The organism is Candidatus Bathyarchaeota archaeon, from assembly GCA_026014725.1.
In the GTDB taxonomy this organism is placed as follows: domain Archaea; phylum Thermoproteota; class Bathyarchaeia; order Bathyarchaeales; family Bathycorpusculaceae; genus Bathycorpusculum.
In genome coordinates, this window is sequence record JAOZHV010000044.1 from 98,111 (window position 1) to 123,973 (window position 25,863).

The 25,863-nt window shown below is 43.0% G+C and carries 21 protein-coding genes and 1 tRNA gene; 11 read left to right on the forward strand and 11 right to left on the reverse strand.

What is annotated here, in order from left to right; translation table 11 throughout:
- The first annotated feature begins 67 nt into the window (after positions 1-67).
- Positions 68-949, forward strand: coding sequence for a hypothetical protein (locus NWE95_07995; protein ID MCW4003836.1), 882 nt, complete (start codon positions 68-70; stop codon positions 947-949).
- Positions 950-965: 16 nt separating this feature from the next.
- Here NWE95_07995 and NWE95_08000 read toward each other — a convergent pair whose 3' ends face one another.
- The 3 genes from NWE95_08000 to NWE95_08010 all read right to left on the reverse strand — a co-directional run bounded on the left by NWE95_08000 (position 966) and on the right by NWE95_08010 (position 2,079).
- Complete coding sequence (locus tag NWE95_08000) at positions 966-1,349, reverse strand: hypothetical protein (GenBank protein MCW4003837.1); 384 nt, start codon at positions 1,347-1,349, stop codon at positions 966-968.
- Positions 1,350-1,549: 200 nt separating this feature from the next.
- Entirely contained in the window at positions 1,550-1,717 is a 168-nt protein-coding gene (locus NWE95_08005) for a hypothetical protein (GenBank protein MCW4003838.1), read from the reverse strand.
- Positions 1,718-1,842: 125 nt separating this feature from the next.
- Positions 1,843-2,079, reverse strand: a complete 237-nt coding sequence (locus tag NWE95_08010; protein MCW4003839.1) for a heavy-metal-associated domain-containing protein — start codon at positions 2,077-2,079, stop codon at positions 1,843-1,845.
- 150 nt (positions 2,080-2,229) lie between these two features.
- On the opposite strand from NWE95_08010, the gene NWE95_08015 reads away from it, so the two are divergent.
- Complete coding sequence (locus NWE95_08015; protein ID MCW4003840.1) at positions 2,230-4,362, forward strand: cation-translocating P-type ATPase; 2,133 nt, start codon at positions 2,230-2,232, stop codon at positions 4,360-4,362.
- Positions 4,363-4,366: 4 nt separating this feature from the next.
- Here NWE95_08015 and NWE95_08020 read toward each other — a convergent pair whose 3' ends face one another.
- The 5 genes from NWE95_08020 to NWE95_08040 all read right to left on the reverse strand — a co-directional run bounded on the left by NWE95_08020 (position 4,367) and on the right by NWE95_08040 (position 7,401).
- A complete protein-coding gene (locus tag NWE95_08020; GenBank protein ID MCW4003841.1) occupies positions 4,367-4,705 on the reverse strand; it encodes a metalloregulator ArsR/SmtB family transcription factor in 339 nt (112 codons plus the stop codon).
- Positions 4,706-4,892: 187 nt separating this feature from the next.
- The gene (locus tag NWE95_08025) at positions 4,893-5,150 is read right to left on the reverse strand and encodes a type II toxin-antitoxin system RelE/ParE family toxin (GenBank protein MCW4003842.1); all 258 of its coding nucleotides are present in this window, start codon (positions 5,148-5,150) and stop codon (positions 4,893-4,895) included.
- On the reverse strand, positions 5,134-5,364 hold the full coding sequence (locus tag NWE95_08030; protein ID MCW4003843.1) for a hypothetical protein: 231 nt from the start codon (positions 5,362-5,364) through the stop codon (positions 5,134-5,136). The genes NWE95_08025 and NWE95_08030 overlap by 17 nt, the downstream gene beginning before the upstream one ends.
- Positions 5,365-5,442: 78 nt before the next feature.
- Positions 5,443-5,563: transfer RNA gene (locus tag NWE95_08035), tRNA-Leu, on the reverse strand.
- A 56-nt stretch (positions 5,564-5,619) separates the two neighbouring features.
- A complete protein-coding gene (locus NWE95_08040) occupies positions 5,620-7,401 on the reverse strand; it encodes a M3 family oligoendopeptidase (GenBank protein MCW4003844.1) in 1,782 nt (593 codons plus the stop codon).
- Between the two features lie 279 nt (positions 7,402-7,680).
- Between NWE95_08040 and NWE95_08045 the strand changes: the two genes are divergently transcribed.
- The gene (locus tag NWE95_08045; GenBank protein ID MCW4003845.1) at positions 7,681-8,565 is read left to right on the forward strand and encodes a site-specific DNA-methyltransferase; all 885 of its coding nucleotides are present in this window, start codon (positions 7,681-7,683) and stop codon (positions 8,563-8,565) included.
- 330 nt (positions 8,566-8,895) lie between these two features.
- The gene (locus NWE95_08050; protein ID MCW4003846.1) at positions 8,896-9,888 is read left to right on the forward strand and encodes a hypothetical protein; all 993 of its coding nucleotides are present in this window, start codon (positions 8,896-8,898) and stop codon (positions 9,886-9,888) included.
- Positions 9,889-10,170: 282 nt separating this feature from the next.
- Here the strand turns inward: NWE95_08050 and NWE95_08055 are convergent, their stop codons facing one another.
- The gene (locus NWE95_08055; protein ID MCW4003847.1) at positions 10,171-11,136 is read right to left on the reverse strand and encodes an Lrp/AsnC family transcriptional regulator; all 966 of its coding nucleotides are present in this window, start codon (positions 11,134-11,136) and stop codon (positions 10,171-10,173) included.
- Between the two features lie 199 nt (positions 11,137-11,335).
- On the opposite strand from NWE95_08055, the gene NWE95_08060 reads away from it, so the two are divergent.
- Positions 11,336-13,891, forward strand: a complete 2,556-nt coding sequence (locus NWE95_08060) for a hypothetical protein (GenBank protein MCW4003848.1) — start codon at positions 11,336-11,338, stop codon at positions 13,889-13,891.
- A gap of 270 nt (positions 13,892-14,161) precedes the next feature.
- Positions 14,162-14,884, forward strand: a complete 723-nt coding sequence (locus NWE95_08065; GenBank protein ID MCW4003849.1) for a matrixin family metalloprotease — start codon at positions 14,162-14,164, stop codon at positions 14,882-14,884.
- 48 nt (positions 14,885-14,932) lie between these two features.
- Here the strand turns inward: NWE95_08065 and NWE95_08070 are convergent, their stop codons facing one another.
- Both NWE95_08070 and NWE95_08075 read right to left on the reverse strand, forming a co-directional pair.
- Positions 14,933-15,985, reverse strand: a complete 1,053-nt coding sequence (locus tag NWE95_08070) for an ATP-binding protein (GenBank protein MCW4003850.1) — start codon at positions 15,983-15,985, stop codon at positions 14,933-14,935.
- 64 nt (positions 15,986-16,049) lie between these two features.
- Positions 16,050-16,508, reverse strand: a complete 459-nt coding sequence (locus NWE95_08075; GenBank protein MCW4003851.1) for a PAS domain S-box protein — start codon at positions 16,506-16,508, stop codon at positions 16,050-16,052.
- 436 nt (positions 16,509-16,944) lie between these two features.
- Between NWE95_08075 and NWE95_08080 the strand changes: the two genes are divergently transcribed.
- The 5 genes from NWE95_08080 (at position 16,945) to NWE95_08100 (ending at position 25,815) form a co-directional block, all read left to right on the forward strand.
- Positions 16,945-17,118 carry a hypothetical protein gene (locus NWE95_08080; GenBank protein MCW4003852.1) on the forward strand — a complete coding sequence of 58 codons (174 nt, stop codon included), beginning with the start codon at positions 16,945-16,947 and terminating at the stop codon, positions 17,116-17,118.
- 743 nt (positions 17,119-17,861) lie between these two features.
- The gene (locus NWE95_08085) at positions 17,862-21,218 is read left to right on the forward strand and encodes a DNA-directed RNA polymerase subunit B (GenBank protein ID MCW4003853.1); all 3,357 of its coding nucleotides are present in this window, start codon (positions 17,862-17,864) and stop codon (positions 21,216-21,218) included.
- A 1-nt stretch (position 21,219) separates the two neighbouring features.
- Positions 21,220-25,053, forward strand: coding sequence for a DNA-directed RNA polymerase subunit A' (locus NWE95_08090; GenBank protein ID MCW4003854.1), 3,834 nt, complete (start codon positions 21,220-21,222; stop codon positions 25,051-25,053).
- On the forward strand, positions 25,050-25,355 hold the full coding sequence (locus NWE95_08095) for a 50S ribosomal protein L30e (GenBank protein ID MCW4003855.1): 306 nt from the start codon (positions 25,050-25,052) through the stop codon (positions 25,353-25,355). The genes NWE95_08090 and NWE95_08095 overlap by 4 nt, the downstream gene beginning before the upstream one ends.
- Before the next feature lie 40 nt (positions 25,356-25,395).
- Positions 25,396-25,815: a NusA-like transcription termination signal-binding factor gene (locus NWE95_08100; GenBank protein ID MCW4003856.1), complete on the forward strand. Its 420-nt coding sequence runs from the start codon at positions 25,396-25,398 to the stop codon at positions 25,813-25,815.
- The last annotated feature ends 48 nt before the right edge of the window (positions 25,816-25,863 follow it).

A 25,863-nucleotide genomic window follows, 5' to 3' on the forward strand; every position in this document is an offset into this window, starting at 1 on the left:
GAGCACTCGGTCATAAGGCTATAGTATCTAAAATCAAAATTAGAGATTCGTAAACGGTAGAACTAACATGGAACTCGCAATGCACAAACCCAACTGCCAAAATAACAGAAACCAGCGATACACACAAACAACTCACGAAAAAAGCGTTACCGACGAAACACTATCCACAATCGAGCAAACCCTTGAAAGTTTTGGCTTACTAAAAAATGAAGTCAAAATATACCTCAGCCTCGCAGACGCAGAACCACAAAGAGCAAAAGACATATGCAATATGATAAAAATCCACCGCACTGAAACCTACCGTATACTGCACCACTTAGAAAAGAAAGGTTTAGTTTACGCTATCTTGGGAAAGCCCCTAAAATTTGCAGCCGTGCCCCTCGATCAAGCCATAGACATACTTGTTGAAACCCAAAAAACCAAAATACAGATGCTTCAAAATCAAAAAGAAGAACTCGTTGACCTCTGGGCTTCAATTCCTAAAAAGCGTCTTCAAGCAACAACCAAAGAGCTTTTTCAAAAGCTTGAGGGCGAACAACAGATCATTCTTAAGGCAAACGAGGTTTTAGATAAAACTCAAAAAGAGTTACAAATGTTCATTAGCGATGAGTACATTGCGGAGCTTTACTACGGTAACTTTTTTGATAAACTAAAGAACCTGCGTTCCAAGCTTGAGGTTACTTTTGTAACTGTTGCTTCTCAGAGAAGTCAGTATTTTCTTGAAAAAATTAAGTGGCCAAAAGAGCGGCTTATAATCGTGGAGCGCCAGCGTCTTCCAGGTTTCATTATATCCGACAGACGTGAGCTAATTGTTGCCTTCGATGAAGAGGTATCTTCGGATGAGTTTGGGCACAAAAAGAAGGGCAAGAATGTGGCGATTTGGACCAATTATGGCGCTGTGGTGTCGATTTTTGGCATGTTATTCTTGAAACTCGGCGTGTCAGTTTAGTCGTGACACTGATAATTTAATGGTCTGTCAATAACGGGAGTTCTTCTGGAAAAATGGTGCCGATTTCAACGTTGGTGCCTCGTTGATGTTTGAGTTTGATTGAATCGATGTATTCTTGTGATAACCTGTCTGGTTGAGGTGCTTGGTAAGCGAGACCTATTTTATTATGTAGTTTTTTTAGGATTTGCTCTTTAAGAGCTTGCGCGCCTAATCCAAACATCATGTCCAATGCATCGGCAAAATCGCTGATTCGGTTTGGGATTTCACTTTTTTCTATGCTGAGGCTTTTGAGGTACGCAAACACGGTGTTTTTAATCGGGTTGCCTAGAGAACAAAAGACTTCATCGATTGTTTCTAATAGCACTTCATCAAATCTCGGTCCTTTGTCTTGTTTTTTCATGTGTTGGCGTCCCTGATGTTTGCGTAGGAAGTTACTTGTCGGTTAGAGTCAATAAATGTTGTGAAGTGAGCGTAGTTAACATTTCGAAACTGAATAAATTGATATGGACTTCAGCGATTGTATTCTTTTCTATAGTTTGATAGGTGCCAACATTTCCTGAAGCGTATTTTTCAACGAGGAATTCTCAGGTGTAGCAAGAGTTATAAACTCTTGGGGATTTTCTCACCCGAAGAGAGTTTGGTAGCGAAGGCAAAGCAGCCTTGTTCGCCACATTTTTTGTAGGCAATTCTTGGAAGATACTGATAGAGCTTTATTGCATCAAGGTTGTTTTTTGCTTCTGCTATTGTTGCGGGTGGTGATCCGTGCATTTTGAAGTAGCCCCTGAGCAAGTTGACTATAGCTGTCCTTAATTTTGAAGACTCAGCTGTTTTTCTTAGATTAAAAACAGATGCAAATAAAGGGAACTTTGGGGGTAGGGCAAAAGGTTCAAGTTTTATTTTTTGATTGGTGAAGCAGTGATTCCGCATTTGCCGATTTCTTTTTTGATAGTGTCTGTTGTGACAAGGGAAGAATCAAAAGTTATTTTTAGCCAGTTAGAGATTGGATTGATGTTGTAGGTTTTTATTCCTTTTAGTGCTTTTAGGCGTTTTTCTACGATTTTTGCTTCGCAAGAGCAACCCATGCCTTCGAGTTTGAAAGTTACTTCTTGGTCTTTACTTGGGGTTTCCATTGTTTTTCTCCTCAATCTATTTCAATGCTCTTTGAAATACTTGGCTTTGCTTAAATATCTTTTGCAGGTTTTAGGCGGTAATGTATTTATAGTTGCTCTAAAGGGTATTTCAATACAATTTGAAATAGGTTCTGTGGAGCAAGGGAAAAAATGGAAACCGCCAAAATCCGAATAGAAGGAATGGAAGACCAGAAAGAAGCCCAAATAATAGAACGAAAACTAAATGCCTTGTCAGGAATAAGCGACCTTAATATCGACACTTCAACCCAACAAATCAACTTCACATACGACACAACCATAATCAATCTCCAAGACATCATACGATCAATCTCAGAAACAGGCATGAAAGCCCAAATTATCCGTTCCAAAAGCAAATTCAGCGCTTGGTGGAAAGAAAAACAACAACTAGCTCTCATAGGATGCGGAATCACCTCCATTGCAACCTACCTCCTTGGATTAACAATAGTTCCACAAGAGTACACTTTCATTGGATACATAATCGCAGTGCTAATCGGCATATACTACCCCGCAAGAAAAGCATTAATCGCCCTGATGAACCTAACAGCAACTATACACCTTCTGATGCTGATCGGTTCCATCGGTGCCCTAGTACTGGGTATGTGGGCTGAAGCAGCCATTCTAATCTTTGTTTACTCATTAGGAGACGTTCTTGAATCATATGCCGTCGATAAAGCAAGAGGTGCCATCCGTTCACTCATGAATTTAGCGCCAAAACAAGCACTTGTCCGAAAGGATGGCAAAGAAAAACTGCTTCCTGTCGAAGAAATCAATCCCGGAGACATAGTCATTGTAAAACCCGGCGAAAGAATCCCCGTAGATGGAACAGTCCAGAACGGTTCCTCATTTGTAGATCAATCTACAGTAACAGGAGAATCCTTCCCAGTGTCGAAAAATGTCGGAGACATGGTTTTTGCTGGAACGATTAATCAGAACAGCTTCATCGAAGTACGCGTCGACAAATCTGCCGACGAAACCATGTTATCAAAAATTATCTACTCAGTTGAAGAAGCTCAGGCAAAGAAAATCTCCTTCCAACGCTTCTCTGACAAATTCTCAAACACTTATACACCAGCCATGTTTGTACTGGGCATTTTGGTCGCTGTAATTCCACCTTTATTTTTTGGGGCTGAATGGATGCCTTTTATCCTTAGAGGCTTGGTTGTGTTTGTCGTTTCTTGTTCGTGCGGATTAGCGCTGTCGGTACCAGTTGCTGTTGTAGCAGCAATGGCTAATGCCGCTAGAAGAGGGGTCGTGTTTAAGGGAGGCGCCTATTTTGAGGCAGCAAAAAAAGTCAAAGTAATCGCCTTTGACAAAACGGGCACACTAACCATCGGTAGGCCCGAAGTCACTGATGTTATCAGTATCGGCAGCCAATCTGATAGGGACCTGTTAAAGCTTGCCTCAGGCATCGAATGCAGATCAAGTCACCCACTGGCAAATGCGATTGTAAGAAAGGCCAAGGAAAATGGCATAGCAGTCGAAGCCAACTTAGAAGACTTTACGGATGTCGCTGGAAAAGGCGTTAAAGCCAAGGTCGAGGGAGCTCAATGTTTTGCTGGCAACGCCCGCTTCGTGCAAGAAAACGAAATATCAATCCAGGAATACCAAGATAAAATCGCCCAACTTGAGAACCAAGGAAAAACCACAATACTCGTAGGCCAAGATGGCAAGCTATTAGGCATAATAGCGATTGCAGATGCTCTAAGACCTGGTGCCAAAGAAAGCCTAAATATCATGCGTGAGCAAGGAACCCGAACGGTAATGCTAACAGGTGATAACGAAAGAGCCGCAAAAGCAATCGCCGCTCAAGCAGGCGTAGATGAATACTATGCCCAGCTACTTCCAGAAGACAAGGTTAGAGTCATCAAAGAACTAAAAGAAAAATACGGTTCAGTGGCAATGGTTGGTGACGGAGTAAACGATGCCCCTGCAATGGCTGTGTCTAATGTTGGCATAGCAATGGGTGCAGCCGGAACAGACGTTGCCATTGAAGCAGGCGACATTGTGCTAATGTCTGATGACCTTTCAAAATTAAACTACGTTCGAGACCTAAGTTCAAAAACTGTAAATAATATCAAAGAAAACATTGCTGTTTCACTGATAAACATCGCCTTTATGGTTGCCGCTGCTCTACTAGGCTACTTAGGTCTCGTTACGGGCTTATTGCTAAATGAAATCAGTGCTTTGCTAGTAATCGGAAATGCTTTAAGACTGCTCACTACCAAAAATAAGTTTGAGGAATCACGCAAGAAACAGCAGTAAGGCTCTATATCGAGCTACCTTTTTCTGTTATCTTGTATATTTTCCAGTTCTTCTTTTTATAAGAGCTTATCAGACCTGCTTCTTCTAGAACCATAAGATGATAAGAGAGCCTAGAATCAGAGATTTTCATTAGGACTTTTATGACGCATGGACATAAGTCACATTGACGGATGGCTTTTAGAATTGTTAGTCTTGTTTTGTCTGAAAGAATTCTGTACAGTTTGACCTCTTGGTTGATTTCCTCAGAATTGATAGCTTTTTTTATGCGGTCTAATCCGCCGATTTCGTCAATAGCTTCCTTGACTTCTTCGGGGTATTCAACATCTTTGTTTTTGTCTGCCATAGTGCTCAATTGAAATATAGTTATCCGTAAATAAAAGTGTAGATTTAATTTTATTTAGGAAAAACGAATAATGGTTACAATAAATCTATGTAAGGTTTTAAAATTTCCCTGACTGTTTTGCTTATGTTAAGTGGGTGCTACGGGCAGGATTCGAACCTGCGAACCCCTGCAGGAAAGGATTACTGCTTTATTTATCGTAGACTTTTTTGCGGTGACCAACGGTTCTGATGATGACGGTTTGATCAGAAACTTGGTAGATAATTCTGTAATCGCCCACGCGAAAGGATTTAAGGTCGCTTAAACGCCCCACTAACTGTTTACCAGCATGTGGCTTGTTTTCTAAAATCTTGCGTTCTTTTAGTATTCGAATTTGCGTCTGCCTATCAAACTGCTTGAGATTCTTTACGAATTCCTTAGTGAAGATTAGTTCAAAGCTCTTTTTCATCAATGCTCAGCTCTTGGAGCATTTCTTTAAAGCTTAACACTTTGCCTTCTTTGAGGTCTTTGCGGCTTCTGTCAATGCTTTTCATCATTTTCTCGTCGCTCAGAACATCAAGTGTTTCCATAAGTTCTTCAACGACTGTGCGGAGCTTTGGCAGTTCCTCAGCTATAACTTTGAGGTTTTTCTTATCTTCGTCGGTGAAAACTGCTTCAACCATCCAATCACCATTCTTGATAGTTACAATAGACCTATGTACGGTATTAAAATTTCCCTAAATGCTTTGTCTATATTATGTTGGTGCTACGGGCAGGATTCGAACCTGCGAACCCCTGCGGGAAAGGATTTCCCATCAGGCGCCATTTGTCAAAGCGTCGATCTTGAGTCCTTCACCTTTGACCTGGCTTGGTTACCGTAGCACACGCTTTAGGCTACAGACTTTTCGTTTTTCCTTCTTATTAATGATTTGCCGTGGCTAGAGGGTTTTTTCTAAATCCGCTACTAGGTGTTTTAGGAATTTTATGCCGCTGTTCCAGAAGCTTGGTTCCTCAACGTTTAAGCCGACGATTTTTGCAATGCCCAACGGTGAGGTGCTGCTGCCTGCGCTGAGGGCTTGTTTTAGTTTGGGCACAAACGTTTTGCCTTCCTGTTGATAGTGTTCATACAGCGCGTAGACGAACATTTGGGCGTAGACGTAGGGGTAATTGTAGAAGCGGTAGTTCGCCATAAAGTAGTGGGGTTTCATGGTCCATTCGGCTTGCATTTCTGGGAGCCATGTGACGGCGTCTCCGTAGATGCGGTCGCGGGCGGTTGTCCAGTGGTTGCAGATTGTTTGGTAATCGAGGAACTCTTCGTTTTCGATTGCGTTGTAGAGTGATTGTTCGAACCATACGCGTGCGGTGACTTGAAATGTGGTTATGCCTGCTTCGTCTAGGACATGGCAGAGGACAGCTCTTTTTTCCGCCTGCGTTTTTGCCTGTTCCAAGAGCAGGTCAGTTAGGAGGAGTTCGCCAAAGATTGAGGCGGTTTCTGCCACGATGGAGGGGACGCTCATGTTTAGGAGTGTTTGGCTTCTTGACGCGTACCAGTCATGCGTGGCGTGTCCCAACTCGTGTGCCAGCGTGAAGGTGTCGTTTAGTGTGCCGTTGAAGCTTTGCAGGATGAAGGCGGATTTACCGTTGTAGTAGCATGCGCAGAATGCTCCGTTGCGTTTGCCAAAACACGGCGTTGCGTGGATGCGGCGTTTTTGGAAGATTTCCTGTGTTGCGTTTGCGTACTGTGTGTCAAAGCGACTGTAGGCTTCTGTGACTAATTCCTGTGCTTGTTGGAAGGTGAATTTGAGTTCTGGCGTGTTTGGCAGTGGGGCTACTATGTCGTGGTTGCCGAGCACGGGGAGGTTCATGAGTTTGGCTTTGAGTTTTAGGTAGTGCTGGTATGTGTTTGTGTTTTCTTGGATGGTTTTTAAGAGGTTGTTGATTATGTTTTGTTGGGTGTCGTTGCTGATTAGGCTGGCTTCCATGGGCGATTGGTATTTTCTGCGTTTTGATACGGTTACCCAGTCGTTGCATATGCTTCGCAGGGCGCTTGAGAAGATTTCGCCGTCTTTGCCTAGTACTCCGTAGATGGCGCGGTTGGCGGATTCGCGTGTGGCACGGTCGGGGTGGGGCAAAAGTCCGTTTGCTTCTCCGTAGCTGAGCGTCTTTTTTTCGCCCAGAACTGTGACTTCAAAGAGGCGTGTGTTTAGCCATTTGCTTTGCAGTTCTTCCCACGCGTTGACGCCGAACTGGTCTTTCTCAATGATAAGTTGCTCTTCGACTTCGCTGAGTTGATGTTCGACTCGGCGGTGCACGCGCTCTAACATGTGCTTGTAATTCGCCAAAACGGGCTCTTGGATGAGTTCAGGTTTAGCTTTTACCAGTTTGCCCAGTTCCAGCGAGAAGAAGGCTAGTTGTTTGCCGATTTTGGCTTCCAGCTTGTTTATCCTATCGTTTAGTGCCTGCGTTTCTGGCAGGGTCATGTTTGCTGAGAAGCAGAGGCTAGAAAACAGTGTAATGTCCTTAAACTTTGCCTCAAAAGTTTCTACCTCTTGCAGGCACCGTAGCAAGCCTTCGGGTGTTAGCTGGGCAATTTTTTCACGGTACGCCTTCTCGAACGCGTCCGTCATGGCTGTGGCTTGTGCGATGGCTTGGTTGATTTTTGGGTCGGTTGCGCAGGAGAAAAGTTCGGTTAAGTCCCATGTAACTTGTTGCGTGGTCAAGGTTTGTTGCCTCTTTTATGATAGGTTGCGGATGGGTTATTTTGAGTTTTGCCCGTTAGTTTTATGCTTTTTTGAGGGTTAGCGGGAAAAGGTTGCGTAGAGGCTAAGGTTTTAGCTCTTTTTTGGTGCATTACCGTATCTTCATATTTGAATGCTATTAGGATATCTATGCAGAAACCTATAGGGGGTAGGTTACCACGGTGCTTAATACAAATCAAGTTAACGCAGAAAACCGCAAAAAGGTTAAAACGCAAAGCCAGATGATTACTGTAGGAGCGCATGTTAACCCAGCACAAAATAATCTTAGGCAACAGCCAACACATGACTGAACTAGCCGACGGCAGTGTGCAGTTGATGGTGACTTCGCCGCCTTACCCCATGATACAAATGTGGGACGAACTCTTCTGCAAAACTGACCCAAAAATTGCGGAGCTGTGGCAGAAGCTAAAGGCTGACGGCAACGAAGCGGTTGTGCGGCAAATCTATGATGCTATGCATGAGAACTTGGCGACGGTTTGGAGAGAAACCCACCGAGTCCTATGCGACGGGGGCATAGCAGCCATAAACATCGGCGATGCCACACGCACAGTTAACGGCAAATTCCAGCTTTTTCCAAACCACGCGCGTATTATGGAAGAGTGTGATAAAATCGGCTTCACGACCCTGCCCTATATTTTGTGGAAGAAACCCACGACCAAACCCACCTACAAGGGCAAAGGCGCATTCTTGGGCTCAGGGTTCTTGCCGCCAAACGCCTATGTCACACTCGACTGCGAATTCATCCTGCTCTTCAGGAAAGGGAAACTTCGTAAATTCCAACCCAAAGACGCACTCCGCTACGAGAGCGCCTTCACCAAGGCTCAGAGGAATGAGTGGTTTAGCCAAATCTGGGCGTTTAAAGGCATACGGCAAACCGCAAGCGAACTGGAACGCAGAACCGCCGCGTACCCCGAAGAAATCGCGGTGCGCCTAATCAAAATGTTTAGCATCAAAGGGGACACAGTTCTAGACCCGTTTCTTGGCTCAGGGACAACGACAAAGATTGCCATGCAAAACGAGCGCAACAGCATCGGCTATGAAACCGACACGCGGTTGCTTTCTGTGATTCAGAAAAAGATAAGCGCCAACAAAGAAAGCCCTGCTGTGCAGATAATAAAACGCTAAGCAACTAAATTATTTACTTGTTAAAGCTTTAACCCTTGTTAATAGTAAAAATATATAAGTTTTTTAAATAATAAAACCATAGCTGGAATTGAACTATGAGAAGTAAACATACCTTTTCATTTTTACTTATTTTTTTTACTAATAATCACAGTTCTTAGCACCATAAATGTTGCCAAGTCTCAAGGTGGAACAAATGTATCGGGGATAATTGCCGCAGATACGACTTGGACAGAAGTCAATAGCCCATACACCTTTACAGGAAATGTTTTAGTTAACAATGTAACATTAACAATTCAACCTGGCGTAACAGTCAATTTTAACGGCTACTTTTTGAGAATAAACGGAACTTTAGATGCTAGAGGTTCATCAGATAAAAAAATTAATTTCGTCATAAGCGGTTCATCAGATAGTCAATCAGCAATTCAATTTGTGGCTGGCAGCACGCCATGGAATGAACAAACTCGATCAGGCTCAATAATGGAAAATGCAATAATTACCTCGACATGGGGTCCAACTCCAGCAATTCAAATAAATAATGCAGAACCAAAAATTAATAACAACACCATCTTTGCAGGAAGCGCAACTGCCATTCAAGTCACATCGTTTGGTCTCCCATACGGGGTATCATCAACAACATCGCCTGTTATCTCCAATTGTACAATTCACACAAATGGTTACGGTATAGAACTTGACTTTTGTAACGCGACCATCTGCAATAACAATATAAATTGTGATTTTGGAATTGGCACAGGTGGTGGTTACGGTTCAATCTGCGGTAATGTTATTTATGGTTCAATTATTGGGATTCATTCCTATGACACAAATATAACAATTCAAAATAACCTTTTGGTTAACAATACTACCGGTATCGAACTTGGTCATTATGATGCTTGGTGGGAGCATAATTCGAAGGCAGTTTTAGTAAACAATACGTTCTCAAATAATTCTCATGCCTTACAAATAAACGGACAATTAAATCCTATAATAACTTACAATAATTTCCTAAACAATCAATATAACGTATTTTTGAAATTTGAGCCTCCATCGTCATACAGTAGTTCGGACATTAATGCTACCTACAACTGGTGGGGAACAACAGACACACAAACAATTAACCAGACAATTTATGATTTCGACAACGATTTTACGTTAGGCACAGTTACCTTTGTTCCTTTTTTGACTTCGCCAAACCCTGATGCCCCAATCATTCCAGAACTTTCGTCTTTCGTTCTTGTGCTTTCAATAATTGTTGTTTCAATCTTTGCTCTCGTATCTAAGAAGAGGCAAGCCTCCAAATCGGTTAAGCCTCTCTCGCCCCTTTGAGAATTTTAGCCATATACCTTTTATTTTGAGCAACCGCTTAAGTCATAGTGATGAAAAAGCAGCAACTTAGAGACAAGACAATGGTTGATGTTAAAAAAACTAAACAATACACTTTTGATACGCTACCTGAACCAAAAACAAAACAGAGCTCAATCAAAAAATCCTGTTTTTCATTCCCACCTTTATCTGACGATTGCTTGTTCGTATGCAGAAGGGCAGTTTGTTTATGAGGTATACACCTCGACTATGACATTATAGCTCGACGGCTAATAATACATTTTTCTAGAATGTTGATATGTACTCGCGGAAAACGGGAAATATTGGAATAGGTCTAATAATATGCATTTCAGTCTTTGTAACGCCAGGCATGTCTGTAAGCTGGTCTTGAATTGATAATAATTGATCAACATCTTTTATCATGGCTTCTACTAATAAGTCAAAATTGCCACTGGTCTGAACAATTAAAACTATGTCTGGGATTGTGCAAATTTTTTCTACCACTGAAATCACATCGCTTTGAGACCCAAATGCCAAATAAAAAGTGGCTAAACCGTGGTACCCAAGTTTTGCTGTATCAAGCTGAATTGAGACCTTAACTATGCCTTTTTCCTTTAGTTTTCTGTATCTTCTTGCAATAGTATCTGTTGAAACCCCAATTTCCTTAGCCAGTTTTCTAAAAGAAACTCGACCATCGGCTGAAAGTTTTTCAATTATGCATCTATCAGTTTGGTCAACCTGTTTAGTTCCCTCTGATTTATATAGTGTTACATAACCGTTTTTTTCTACATTATCTTTGCTCGGCATTTTCTTCGTCGGAACTATTGCCAAGTTTTCTCTAATATTTCTTATACCAATCCAGATGTAGGTTCTTATGTCTGAGACTGAAGGAATTTTTCTAATCCTTTCTTTTAAATTTTCTAATCCTTCTATTTGCTCCATTGTTGCGACTGCATTTACCTGCGATTTTCCAACTGTCAGCCAAGCGGAATGGATATTCGGCATTTTTTGTACATACTTTACGGTTCGATCTGCTAGATGCGGTTCGATCTTGAATGTAATGTTGCCAACTATGTTATACCCTATGCTGGGGTAATACAGTTGAATAGATGAACCAACAATTATGCCAGCGTCTTCGAGTTCTTTAAATCGTTTCCATATCATGCTATCTGATATTTCTAATGCTTCTGCAATTTCGCTAAAATTTTTTCTGCCGTCTTTTAGTAATTCTTTGATTATTTTGACGTCGATGTTATCGATTTTTTTCGTTATGCAAACCTGACTTGATGTTTTCTGAAGTCTAATTTAAATAGTTTCCGTTTTATTTTTAGCATTATTTTCTGACAAAAAAACAATTTTACCTCTTAATAAATTGATTTTATCAGAAAATTTTATCATATTTCAAAAATCTTAAATATGCTATCGATAGACTAGAAAATAGGGAAAAAAATTGAAATTGATAAAAATAACTTCAATTTCTAAAACGATTATTTTGCTTCTGATGCTGACTATTATTGCAACATCTCTGCCCATTGTCAGTTCTCAAAATTTCATCACAAAAAGGACTTATGCTTACATAGGTGCTACACCAAATCCGGTAGGTGTCGGTCAAGAGACTTTGATTCACGTTGGAATCACAGACAGCTTGGAAATCGTAACAGACGGCTGGACAGGTTTGACGGTGACCGTGACTAAACCAGATGGAACCACCGAAACTTTGGGTCCATTCAAAACTGACTCGACAGGTGGCACAGGAACCGTATACATCCCCGAAACGCAGGGTACATACAAACTGCAGACTCACTTTCCAGCACAAAATTACACTTGGACAATGCCTCCAGTTTTCAACCCTGAACTCGGCGGCAAAACCGTTTTGTACCAAGCAAGTGACAGCGAGATAATAGACCTTATAGTAACTGCTGAGCCTCAACAGGTTTGGTCTGGTATTCCTCTCCCGACAGAATACTGGAGCCGCCCAATAGATGCGCAGTTAAGGGAGTGGGCAACAATTTCAGCAAACTGGCTTGCCTACCCAACTAATTTAGTCGCACCTTACAATGATAACGCCCCAGAGACCGCGCATATCCTGTGGGCAAAACCGCTCACAACAGGAGGATTAGCTGGAGGGTCACTTGGGGAGCATTCATTTGAAAGTGGAGATGCATATGAAGGCAAATTTGGTGATTGGGAAAGCGCAGAATGGGGCGGAGGAAGCGCGGTAATTATCAATGGGATTCTCTATTACAACAGGTACACATATCGGTCGATTCTGCCATACTTCTTTGTACCATCAATGTGGAACCAGCAGGGAATTGTAGCTGTTGATCTGCGCACTGGTAACGAATTATGGTTCAGAAATAACACTCGATTAACCTTTGGCCAAACACTCTATTGGGACTCATACAACTACCACGGCGTCTTCTCATATCTTTGGGAGATAGTTGAAAGCATGGATTTCGCAACCTTCACTGTAAAACATACTTGGAATGCTTATGATCCATTTACTGGTGAATGGGCTTACAGCATAAGCAATGTGCCTAAAGGCAACAGATTATACGGTCCAAACGGTGAAATCTGCATATACGACGTCAACTTGGCCCAAGGCTGGATTGCTTTATGGAACTCAACCAAAGTTATCGCTTCCGAGGGCAGCTGGGGCTCTGCTGCTAATATTCAAAAGACCTTCGACGGTCAAAACGGCTACGTATGGAACAAAACTATACCAAGAAACTTGCCTGGAAGTGCCACTGGAACCTTCCCAACAATGACCACTTTTCTCGAAGACATTCTTGTAGGTACCAATGCTGGCGGATTTACTTTCGTAGGAAATGACCCTGTCTCAATATGGGCAATAAACCTCAAACCAGGACAAGAAGGCACCTTGCTATATAACAAAAACTGGACGCGGCCACACGCAGATTTAACATTAAGCTTTGCTGCTTCAAGTTCAGAAGATAGAGTTTTCACTCTATGGGCAAAAGAAGAAAGAACACACTACGGCTTTAACATGGATACAGGAGAAAAAATTTGGGGTCCAACTGCGCCGCAAAAGTATCTTGACATTTTTGGCATGCATACAGCCTTCGCTTATGGAAAATACTACTCAGTTGGCATGAGCGGAAACGTTTATTGTTACAATGCCAAGACAGGTGCGCTTCTATGGAATTACAGTTACCGCGACCCGTTAAATGAGGTTCTATGGTCAAATGATTGGTCTATCCGACCGCTGTTCTTTGCTGATGGGAAGCTTTACCTAGGTCAGACTGAGCACTCACCTGTTAATCCTTTGCCTCGCGGTGCTCCTTTCATTTGTCTTGATGCAGAAACCGGTGAAGAAGTTTGGTCAATTGCTGGTGCGTTCCGACAAACGGATTGGGGTGGACGCGCTGTAATCGGTGACAGCATAATAGCAACTATGGATACATATGACCAACGCGTCTATGCTATAGGCAAGGGTCCGAGTGCAACAACTATCAATGCACCAGATGTATCTATTACCCTTGGAAAGTCGGTAATGATCAAGGGCACTGTGACTGACGTATCTGCTGGCACAAAAGATTCCTCAGTGATGGCGCGCTTTCCAAATGGAGTCGCAGCAGTATCTGATGAGAGCATGAGCGCGTGGATGCTATATGTATATAAGCAGTTCCCACGCCCAACAGACATTGAAGGAGTAACAGTCACCTTAAGCGTCATTGACTCCAACAATAACTATCGAGAAATCGGAACCGCTACAACTGACGAGGACGGATTCTTCAGGTTCTCATGGGCACCAGACATTCCCGGTCAATTCACACTTTATGCATCATTTAGCGGTACTAAATCATATTGGCCTTCGCATGCTGTAACCGCGTTCACGGTTGACCCAGAACCGACCGCATCCCCATACCCTGAAGTTAATTTGCCTCCAACTGAAATGTACTTCGCCATCTCAACAATCGCAATAATCATCTCAATAGCAATAGTAGGCCTAATCGTCGTGATACAGCTCAAGAAACGACCATAACATCATACCAAAATAAGCTACGCTAACAAACCTCTCTTTTTTTTTTAAAAAAAATCAATAAAAAAATGCGTTTAGAAGGCTCAACCAAGACAGCATAGTAATTTTTTGCCTGAGGAAAAAAGCTGTATGAGTAGCTTGAAAGAAACAAGCGCCAAGAAATAGACAGCAAAGGGACATTGGTGAAATAATGTTCAAGTTCCTGCTTCATTTTAGTGTTTTTCAATCATTAATAAAAATTTATTAGCCACCTGTTCTGAATAGAAGTAAACTATGAAGCACCTAAACAAAATTTTCGCGATATTGTTAATTGTAACTATAATAGCTGCTGCAACGCCTTTTGTCCTGTTAAAAACAGAATCAGATATAATTCAAGTAACACAAGAAATCAGGCTTGGAGAAAAAAACGCTAAACCACAATCACCACCAGGAAAACCGGTCCCAAACAGCCCAGATTACAAACTATCCATAAACAAAGCCAAAACAGACATACCAGTTACCTTCACAGTATACGCATCCTATGATGGGCTTGAAGTAAAATTCATAACAAACGCAATCGCGTCAGCCGCTCAAACGTGGGATGATGCAACATCAGTAAACCTGCTATTAGATTACAACAATCCAGTCGTAATAGGTACAGGCACAGCGAAAGTCGAATTAAATGGGGAAAACGCTGTATTCTTTGCAGACTATTCAGATAGCAACGTTATTGCAATGGCTTCCTATTGGTACAGCCGAGTTACTAAGGAAATACTCGAATGTGATATACTGTTCAATACAGATTTTCAGTGGGGAGACGCCTCTATTAATCCGTCAATAATGGATTTACAAAACATTGCAACACATGAAATAGGACACTTCTTTAATCTAGCCGACATATACGACACATCAAAGAATACTCTAACAATGTATGGAATATCATGGGAAGGAGACATCCAAAAAAGAGACCTTGAACCGGGAGACATTGCAGGAATCAAAGCTGTCTTTGGCCAATAAGCAATCCCTATCTTTTTCTTACTCAGCCACTAAGCAATATTGGTTAACTTACAACTTACCACTTGGTAATGTAACGGTAAACGTTGTTCCTTTATTTAGGGTGCTAGTTACAGTAATTTTGCCGCCATGTGCCTCAACGATACGTTTACATATAGACAACCCAAAACCCATACCTTGAGCTTTAGTGGTGAAGAGCGGCGTAAAAAGTTTTGACATAACCTCATCAGACATACCCTTCCCAGAATCTTTAAACATAAAATCAACATTATCTCCGTTTGCACGGCTGCTTATCTCAAGCGTTCCACCATGCGGCATCGCTTCAAAGGCGTTCATTATAAGATTAGTAAATACTCGCTGAATCTTTGCTGCGTCAACTAGCATCAATGGTAAACTTTGAACGTTAACTGAGATGACTATTCCTTCGGGGGGTTTAATCGACAATCTCAAATAGTCAATTAAAGATTTCGGAGAATATTCCTCAAGCTCCAAGCGCAATTCACGGCTGTAATCAAGCAAATCCTCAACTATTTTATTTGAATACTCAATTGACTTATCCAGTATAGCAAGCATTTCATTACCTGTTTCATCCAAGGTAGCTTGCCTTTTCCTTAGCAAATACACAGCATTCTTCATGGATGTAAGTGGATTACGTAAATCATGCCCAATCATCCCTGCTAATTCACCAATAGCCGCTAACCTCTCAGATTTTAGAAGTTGCTTGTGCGCCTCTTCAAGTTGCTTTGTCCTTTCCGAAAGCAATGAGTCCAATTCCACGGCTGAGCGTTCTAACTTCTTTTCCAGTTCCTTTTTTTCAGTAATATTTTCGATTATGAATGCAAAATGCTCTTTTTTTGGGCTGAAAACATAACACGAGAACCACCTATCCGAATTGTACATTAACTCGAACGTTTGGCTCTTTCCTGTGAGGGCAACTTGACTGCATATCTGGAAAAGCTCTGGATGTTTCTTTATTAGTTCTGGGGTTGCTGTACTAGCGCTCTTGCCAACAATTTCAGACTTTTTAATTCCAGATAATCGTTCAATGGCATCATTAGCTTCAAGATAAATAAAATCAACGGGTTGCTCGTCTTTAAAAATCATTTTACAGTATGCAAACCCTTTAAAAGGTTCTCAAAAAGCAAACGATATTTTTCTTCACTATTTTTTAGCCTCTCTTCAATTTTCTTTCGTTCAGATATGTTTCTAATGATGTCGATGAACCCGATTCTTTCGCCAGATTCATCTTTATGATGGCTTTTGTTATCTCTACAGGTACTTCAAACCCTTTTTTTGTTAAGACAGTGAATTCGTCAAATTTCCCTTCTCCTGTAGTCAGACATTCAATTGAGATGCGCATTGCCTTCTGGCGGTCTTTCTCAGCAAGGAAGTCCAGAACATGCTTCCCCAACAAATCGTTTTTATCATCACTCCCATAGATTTTCAAAACGGCTTCGTTAACATAAGAAATGAAGCCATCTAAATTTGTGAGAATTATCCCGTCTAAAGATAAGTTGACAGCAAGCCTAAATACTGGTTCTTGGAACACGTTTGGTTGCCCGTTTTCCTGCCTTTTAACCTTTAATCCCTTAGCTGGGCTTCCTTGGTTCTTACTTCCAATAGCCATTCAGTACACTTTCTAGTTAACAAACGGCTCGTGAATAAAGTAACTTTTGGATTCTAAATAAGAATTATGAATACATGCTGATTAAATATGCTGTCGTCTAAGAAGAAAACATTTCCAAGTTGCGGCTGTTTTAAGACTAAACGAATAGCGACTATATTTGTATCCTAATATTCAACCTATGCAGAAACCTATAGGGGGGTCTATGTTTTTGCGGGCATATTTGTAGTCTATTAGAGGTTCTATGTACAAACCTATAGGGGGTTAGGTGCTATTGATGCTTTTTCAAGCCAAAAGCATGCTAAAAAATTTGTGACCCATCGAGAGAAAGGGTAGCGGATAAACAACTTCACTTTAACTATCCCTCCCCTCTTATGAAATACCATTCCTCGCGTGTTTTAAATAGCCCTTCACATGAATTAAATTTCAGGTAAAACAAATGGATATTGTAAAAGATAGAACAGGCGAAACTTGCCCATTTTGTGGAAAAGGAAAACTTTACCCTGAAGGTAAAGCAGGATTTACTGAACCCCTTGAAAAGCCTCAATATGGACTCAGCGAAGCATTCACAGATTATGAATGTGATAAATGCCACAAAAAACAAGTTCCATGAAAATTAGTTCTTCGAAAAGCCCTAAGTCGACAAATATCAAAACCTCTGCCAAATTTTCTAATGATAGCACCTAACAGACGAAAGTCTACATGAACCCCAAAACAGACAAAGACTTTACAGAACCCTTGTAAGTGCTTTTTATAGGGGGATAGGGGTAGCTGGAGAGCAACAACAAACCACGACCATTGGTAGTATAAATAAGGGGGTATAGGTTTCCCAGAGACGTTGAGAATTAGGCTTTTGCGTTGTTGTTTTATTGCTTTTTTAATGTGTTTTTTGAGTGGTCAAATTGCTTATAGGCAAGCACTATTCGGTATTTTAAGTGTTAAAAAAAGCTAACTAAGCCAAACTCGAGGTGAAAAGACGGCTAAAACCAACCTTACTTTTGGGCGATTCACGTAAACCCACTCCACAGGCAAACCCAAAAAACATCACAACCGCTTCCCTGCCGCAAAACACCAATTACACCGCACAACGCAACTCAACAAACAAAAATTAAACCAACAACTCTACGAAACTTTAACAACCCTACACTTTACAACCAATACACATAAAAAAGTTTATATGATAGGTACGTAGCATGTGTTTGTGCTCTTAGAAAAGTTAAAACCCTTTTTCAAATCGGATGTCCAACCTCGGAGGAATTAAAAAATTGAAAACCCCCACTCAACTAAACATAATTATCAACTCACAAACAACAAACTCACGGGAGAACTAAAAACGTGACCACAACCACCCAAAAAATCCAAAAAGAAGACATCCACTACCTCCTCAAAACATTCTTCAACGAAAAAGGCCTAGTACGCCAACACCTCGACAGCTACAACGAATTCATCGACCACGGACTCCAAGAGGTCGTTGACGAAGTAGGCGAAATCCCCATAGAAGTCCCAGAAAGCCCCTACAAAGTCAAACTAGGCCAAATCTGGGTAATCGACCCACAATCACGCATAACAGGACCATACGCAACTGAAGTAGATGGAACAAAACACGAAATCTACCCCATGGAAGCACGCCTAAGAAACTTGGCGTACGCAGCCCCCATCGCGCTGGAAATGACCCCAGTCATCGATGGCAGGGAACAAGACACCGAACTCGTCTACATCGGCAACATCCCAGTCATGCTCAAAAGCAAACTCTGCTTCCTCAGCCAACTCAGCAGAGAAGAACTCATAGCAGCAGGCGAAGACCCAGACGACCCAGGAGGATACTTCGTCGTAAACGGCTCCGAACGAGTCATCGTCGCCATGGAAGACCTCGCACCAAACCGCGTAATCGTCGACATAGATGACAAAGGCACAGCGCCTGTTTATCAAGCAAAAATCTTCTCAACAACAGTCGGCTTCAGAGCCCGCATAGAACTCAAACTCAAATCAGACGACGCAATCTACGTCACCATGCCAGGAGTCCCAACAGAAATCCCCTTCGTTGTCATCATGCGCGCACTCAACCTAGAAAAAGACAAAGACATCGCCGAAGCAGTCTCACTCGACCCAGACATCCAAACCCAACTTGCAGCCTCATTCGAAAAAGCAATCGGTGTAGACACACCCCAAGATGCCATCCTCTTCATCGGCAACCGCGTTGCACACGGACAAGTCGAAGAATACCGACTCCAAAAAGCCGAAACCGCCCTAGACAAAAACTTCCTCCCCCACCTAGGCAGAAGCGACAAAAACCGCAAAGAAAAAGCCATATTCCTCGGCGAAATGGCATACCGCGTCATCCAACTAAAAATGGGCAGACGCCAACCAGATGACAAAGACCACTTCAAAAACAAACGACTACGCCTCGGAGGGCCACTCCTAGCAGACCTCTTCCGCGTATCATTCCGCAACCTCACACGCGACATAAAATACCAACTCGAACGCATCGGCGTAAAAGGCCCAATCATAACCGTCTCAGCCGCAGTCCGCCCCGGAATCATAACCGAACGATTCCAACATGCTCTGGCAACAGGCAACTGGGGCAGAGGCAGAGTCGGCATCACCCAACTCCTCGACCGAACAAACTATATTTCAACCCTAAGTCACCTGCGCAGGCTTCAGTCACCTTTGAGCAGAAGTCAACCGAACTTCGAAGCCAGAGACTTACACCCAACACACTGGGGAAGACTATGCCCAAACGAAACCCCTGAAGGCTCAAACTGTGGCCTAGTCAAAAACCTAGCACTATCAGCATCCATCGCAGTCGGCGTAAACCCTGATAAAATTAAACAGTTACTTTTCGAAATGGGTACTGTACCCGCCTACGAAGCCAGCACTGATTTACGGATTTCAGGCGCCAAAGTTTTCGTTGATGGAAACATCATTGGATACTGCAACAACCCGAAAGAAATGGTTGAATCATTCCGCCAAAAAAGAAGATCAGGCGAAATATCCACCGAAGTTAACATAACATACTTCTCAAAGCAGCAAACAGAAACCGAAGAAGTTCACGCTAACTGCGACGAAGGCAGAGTCAGACGCCCACTCATAATCGTAGAAAACGGAGTTCCAAAGCTCCAAAGCAAGCACTTTGAAAAAATCGGTTTAGGCGAATGGACATGGGAAGACCTCATCAAAAACGGTCTAGTCGAATACCTTGACGCTGAAGAAGAGGAAAACGCTTACATCGCAATATCCTACGACGAAGTCAAACCTGAAAACACCCATGTTGAAATCGCAACTTACACAATTCTTGGAATCTGCGCCTCAACCATTCCCTACCCAGAGCACAACCAGTCACCACGCAACTCCTACCAAGCAGCAATGGCAAAACAAGCTCTAGGCGTTTACGGCACAAACTTCCACCACCGAGTTGACTCGCGTTCACACATACTGCATTATCCGCAAGTACCCATGGTTGAAACCGAGCTTATGGAAGTCATGGGCTACAAGCAACGCCCCACAGGACAAAACTGTGTCGTCGCAGTCCTAAGCTTCGAAGGCTACAACATGGAAGACGCCATCATATTCAACAAAGCCTCAATCGAAAGAGGCCTAGCACGCTCAACCTTCTACCGCATCTACGAAGCCGAATGCCGCCAGTACCTCGGTGGCTTAAAAGACCAATTCAGAGTTCCAGAGCCGGGTACACGTGGATACCGCGGAGAACAATACTACCGCCTGCTTGAACCCGACGGCATCATCAGCCTTGAATCTCAAGTTGTTGGCGGAGATGTTTTGATCGGCAGAATTAGCCCGCCAAGATTCCTCGAAGAATACAAAGAATTTGAAGTCAAAGGGCCTTCTATGCGTGACACCTCAATTGATATGAGACCATCGGAAACAGGAATTGTTGACGGCATATTCATTACTGAATCTGGCGAAGGTAGTAAACTCGTTAAAGTCAGAGTCCGAGATCAACGTGTCCCAGAACTCGGCGACAAGTTCGCAAGCCGGCATGGACAGAAAGGAGTCATCGGCTTGATTGTTCCGCAAGAAGACATGCCCTTCACAGAAGATGGCATAGTTCCAGACCTGATAATTAACCCGCATGCTATTCCCTCAAGAATGACCATCGGCCAATTCATCGAATCGCTCGCAGGCAAAGCCGCAGCCGCAAGAGGCAAACCAGGGGACGGCACACCATTCTCAAACGAAGGACCAGACGAAATCCGCAAGAACCTAGTAAAACTTGGCTTTAGCCAAACAGGAAGCGAAGTTTTCTACAACGGAACCACCGGCGAGAAATTTGTCGCAGACATCTTTGTCGGTATAGTGTACTACCAGAAGCTTCACCACATGGTTGCTGACAAAATCCATGCCAGAGCTCGCGGTCAAGTGCAGATGCTGACAAGACAGCCAACTGAAGGACGTGCCCGCGGTGGTGGTCTCAGATTCGGAGAAATGGAGCGAGACTGCCTCATTGGTCACGGAGCTGCCATGCTTTTGCGTGACAGGCTGTTGGAAGAATCTGACAAGTACACGCTCTACATTTGCGAGAATTGTGGGCAAATCGCTTACTTTGACATGAAGCAGAGGCGTTATGTCTGCAAGATATGTGACGAGAAAGCAAAGATTGCGCCAGTAATCGTGTCCTACGCTTTCAAGCTTTTGTTGCAGGAGCTTCAGAGCTTGTGTATTACACCCAAATTACGCTTAAAGGAGAAGGCTTAACATGGCACAGGAAGAATTAATCCACAAAGTAGTTGATGAAATCTCATTCGGACTAATCTCACCAAAAGACCTAAGAAAACAATCAGTCGTTGAAATCCAAACCCCAGACACATACGACGAAGACGGTGCACCAATCACTGCTGGCTTAATGGACGGCAGACTAGGAACGCTGGAACCTAGGCAAAGATGCAAAACATGCGGCAACACTGCCATCCGTTGCCCAGGACACTTTGGCCACATTGAACTTGCTGTACCAATCGTGCACATTGAATTCACAAAAATTATTTTTGACCTCTTAAAATCAACTTGCCGTACTTGCGGTCGGATTCTCCTCTCTGAGGACGCTGCCAAAAAAGCACGACAGAGAATTGAGCGGTTCAATGAGCTTTTGGGAACTATCCCTGATGAAGTTTACAAGGAAATCATGGCTGAAATCAAAGCTAAACAATGTCCCTACTGCGCATCTGTGCAGTACAAGATAACTTTTGAGAAGCCAACCAAATTCATAGAGCAAACTGAAACGGGCTCTGAACCATTAACACCCAGCATGATACGAGAAAGGCTTGAACGTATTTCAGACGAAGACCTTGAAATTTTGGGCTTTAACCCGAAGGTTGCACGCCCAGAATGGATGGTATTGCAGGTTTTGCCTGTTCCGCCTGTGTATGTGCGACCATCAATCACTCTTGAATCAGGTATCCGCTCTGAAGATGACTTAACACACAAGCTCGTAGACATTATACGTATCAATCAACGTTTGAAAGAAAACATGGAAGCAGGCGCACCAACACTCATCATACAAGACCTCTCTGAATTACTGCAGTATCACGTTACCACTTACTTTAACAATGAAGCTTCAGGTATCCCGCCAGCTAGGCACCGCAGTGGCAGAGCCCTAAAAACCCTGTCGCAACGGTTGAAGGGCAAGGAAGGACGCTTCAGAAGCAACCTTTCAGGCAAACGTGTCGACTTTTCTGCACGTACCGTTATCTCACCTGACCCGAACCTTGACATAAACGAGGTCGGAGTTCCAATAGATGTTGCTATGCGGCTTTCTGTTCCAGAAAAAGTTACTGCTTGGAATATTGAGGAAATGAAGAAACTTGTCATTAACGGTCCAGAAAACTATCCAGGCGCACTCTACATCATCCGCCCAGACGGCAAACGCATCAGGTTAGAATTCGTGGTTGACCGAACCAAAATTGCTGAAGCGGTCGAATTAGGATTCATTGTTGAACGGCATCTCAAAAACGGTGACATCGCCATCTTTAATCGACAGCCATCACTCCACCGCATGTCAATCATGGCTCACTATGTCAGGGTTTTACCATACAAGACGTTCAGAATGCACTTATGTGTGTGCCCGCCTTACAACGCAGACTTTGACGGAGACGAAATGAACCTTCACGTTCCACAAAGCGAAGAAGCAAGAACAGAATCACTTCTGCTCATGCAGGTTCAAGATCAAATCTTATCTCCCAGATTCGGTGGGCCAATCATCGGCGCTATCAGAGACTTTATCACTGGCGCATACTATTTCACAAGGAAAGGCAATTACCTAACCAGAGGCCAAATTGACAGGCTGCTTACAACAACCAACTATACAGGCGATTTACCAGAGCCAGAAATCACAGAGCCAGTGCCTATGTGGTCAGGCAAACAAATATTCAGTCTCTTCTTGCCGAAAACGCTCAATTATGTTTTGAAGGCAAACATTTGCCAAGGTTGCGCAAAATGTGAAGAGCAAGAATGCAAGCACGACGCATATGTTGTCGTTAAAAATGGGCAACTCGTCTCAGGCATCATTGACAGGCGCTCAATCGGCTCTGAGCAATCCGAAAGCTTACTTCACAGAATCATCAAAGATTACGGCACTCAGGCAGGACGAGAATTCCTAAACAACATAACTCACATGCTTAAAACGTTCATTTCAATGAGGGGCTTTAGCTACACCTATGACCAACTGGTTCTTTCGCCCAAGGCTCGTAACCGCATGGCAAAAACCATGGATCGCATACAGAAAAAAATCGATGAACACATCGAAAACTACCGCAACGGAACCCTTCCACGTTTGCCAGGGCAAACACTCGAAGAATCCTTTGAAATCTATGTTATGCACGAACTAGCAACAGCCAGAGACGAATCAGGCAAAATAGCAGACGACGACTTTACCTTAGAAAATGCAGGCATTGTCATGACAAGAACTGGTGCAAGAGGCTCAAGCTTAAACATCGGTCAAATGGCGGCTTGTGTTGGTCAACAATCCGTCCGAGGCAAACGTATTCTCAGGGGATATGCAGACCGTGCACTTCCCCACTTCACACCTAATGACCCACGACCAAGAGCCAGAGGGTTCGTCTACAACTCCTACCAAACAGGCTTGGATGCGATAGAATTTTTCTTCCACGCTATGGGTGGCAGAGAAGGTCTAGTTGACACTGCCGTTCGTACACAACAAAGTGGTTACATGCAGCGAAGGCTAATTAACGCACTTGAACACATCCGACTGGAATATGATAGTACTGTTCGTGATTCAGCAGGGGACATTATTCAGTTCCGTTATGGCGAAGATGGTGTTGACCCAGCAAAAAGTGACCACGGAAAAGCCGTCAACGTTAGTCGACTTATTGAACAAATCAAAATTGGTCAAGAAAAAGGCGAGATAGCTTCAGCTGACTTCATCAAAAAGCAACTCAAAGCTGTAGAAAACCAACTAACACCTATATTACTAAACCAATTAAAACAAAGTTTTGCCAAAAACAAGCTCACAGAGAAAAGTGTTGAACGTGCAGCGACTCTTACTGCAGAACAATACAAACGTGCTTTGATGGAGCCCGGTGAAGCAGTAGGAATAGTTGCCGCGCAATCAATCGGTGAACCTGGCACTCAGATGACCCTTAGAACCTTCCACTATGCAGGTGTCAAAGAACAAAACGTTACCTTAGGTTTACCAAGACTGATCGAAATTGTAGACGCACGTAGAATTCCATCAACGCCAATTATGACTATCTACTTGACAGGTGAACATGCCAAGAGCAAGGAAGCGGCAGTTGAAGTTGCACGAAACATCATCTATACTTCGGTTGAGAACCTCGCTTCAGCAATCTACGAAGACCCTGTTCGCGAAGAAATCATAATCGAGCTTAACAAGCAAATGATGGATGATCGAAACATAACAATGGATGAGCTCAAAGAGCGGTTAGAGTTGCAGAATGCTACTATAACAATAACTGATAATACAGTGGAAATTAAGCCAAAGAAGGCTGAGCAAATCAAGAGGATGCTTGCAAAGATTCCAGGCTTCCAAGTTAAAGGGGTGCCTGACATTAAACGTGTTCTTGTAACCGAAGAGAGTGGCGAATGGGTTATCCGCACTGACGGGTCAAACCTTGCCAAAGTCCTAGAGGTTCCTGGAGTAGACACGTCAAGAACAACCACCAACAACATTCACGAAATCGCAAAAACACTAGGCGTTGAAGCGGCAAGAAATGCGTTAGTTCATGAAGCTAAAGGTGTCTTGGAAGATCAAGGCTTAGATGTTGATGTGCGTCACGTTATGCTCGTGGCAGACATGATGACCACTACAGGTGATGTCCAGCAAATCGGCAGACACGGAATCAGCGGCAAGAAAGCCAGTGTGCTTGCGCGCGCCGCATTCGAGATTACTGTGCCTAACATTGTTGAGGCAGCGGTTAAAGGTGAAAGTGATCCTTTGGCTGGTGTGACAGAAAACGTTATAGTTGGGCAATCAATACCAATCGGCACAGGCTTAGTTGAATTGTACATGTCAACTTTCGAGAAGCAAGCAAAGCAAGGAGGAAAAACAGAAGCATGATAGATATTGATAAAGCGTTAGCATCAGCAGTGAAAACAGGTAAGGTGTCCTTTGGAACCAATGCTGCATTGCAGAACGCCAAAACAGGCAAAGCTAAGATGATAGTTTTAGCCGCAAACTGTCCAAAAGAGTTAAAAGAAAAGATAGAATACTATGGTGAAATCTCTAACGTCCCCGTGATAACATACAAAGGTGACTCAATGGATTTAGCGGAAGTCTGCAACAAACTTTTCATTATTTCAGCTTTAACCATCCGTGAAACTGGGGACTCAGATATTCTCAAAATAACTGAACAACAATAAAAAAATAAATGGAGGAAAAAAACTGACAACTGGCATAAAAATCACCTGCGACGAAATGCGATACATAGCTTTATTTGAAAGCATAAGCGGCGCCAGCGTGAAAGACTGCATAATCGACGAAGAACAAGAACGCGCAATCTTCATAGTCAACCAAGGCCAAGTGGGCGTTGCCATAGGCAAAGGCGGCAGAAACATCCATACCCTTGAGCGCATGACAGGCAAAAAACACGAAATCATCGAATACAGCGAAGATCCCGTAACATTCATGAAAAACGCCCTAAAACCTGCAGCAGTCCGAGAGATACGGGTTACCGAACGCACCGATGGCAAAAAAATGGCAGTCATTACAGTCAACCCTAAAGACAAGGGCGTCGCAATAGGTAAGAACGGCAAGAACGCCGAACGTCTGCGCTTTTTGGCAAAACGATACTTTGACATTCAGAACGTAAGCATCACCTAAGTTACGCCTTCGCTGGCTAACTGGGCGATGACACGTTGTGTTCATCGA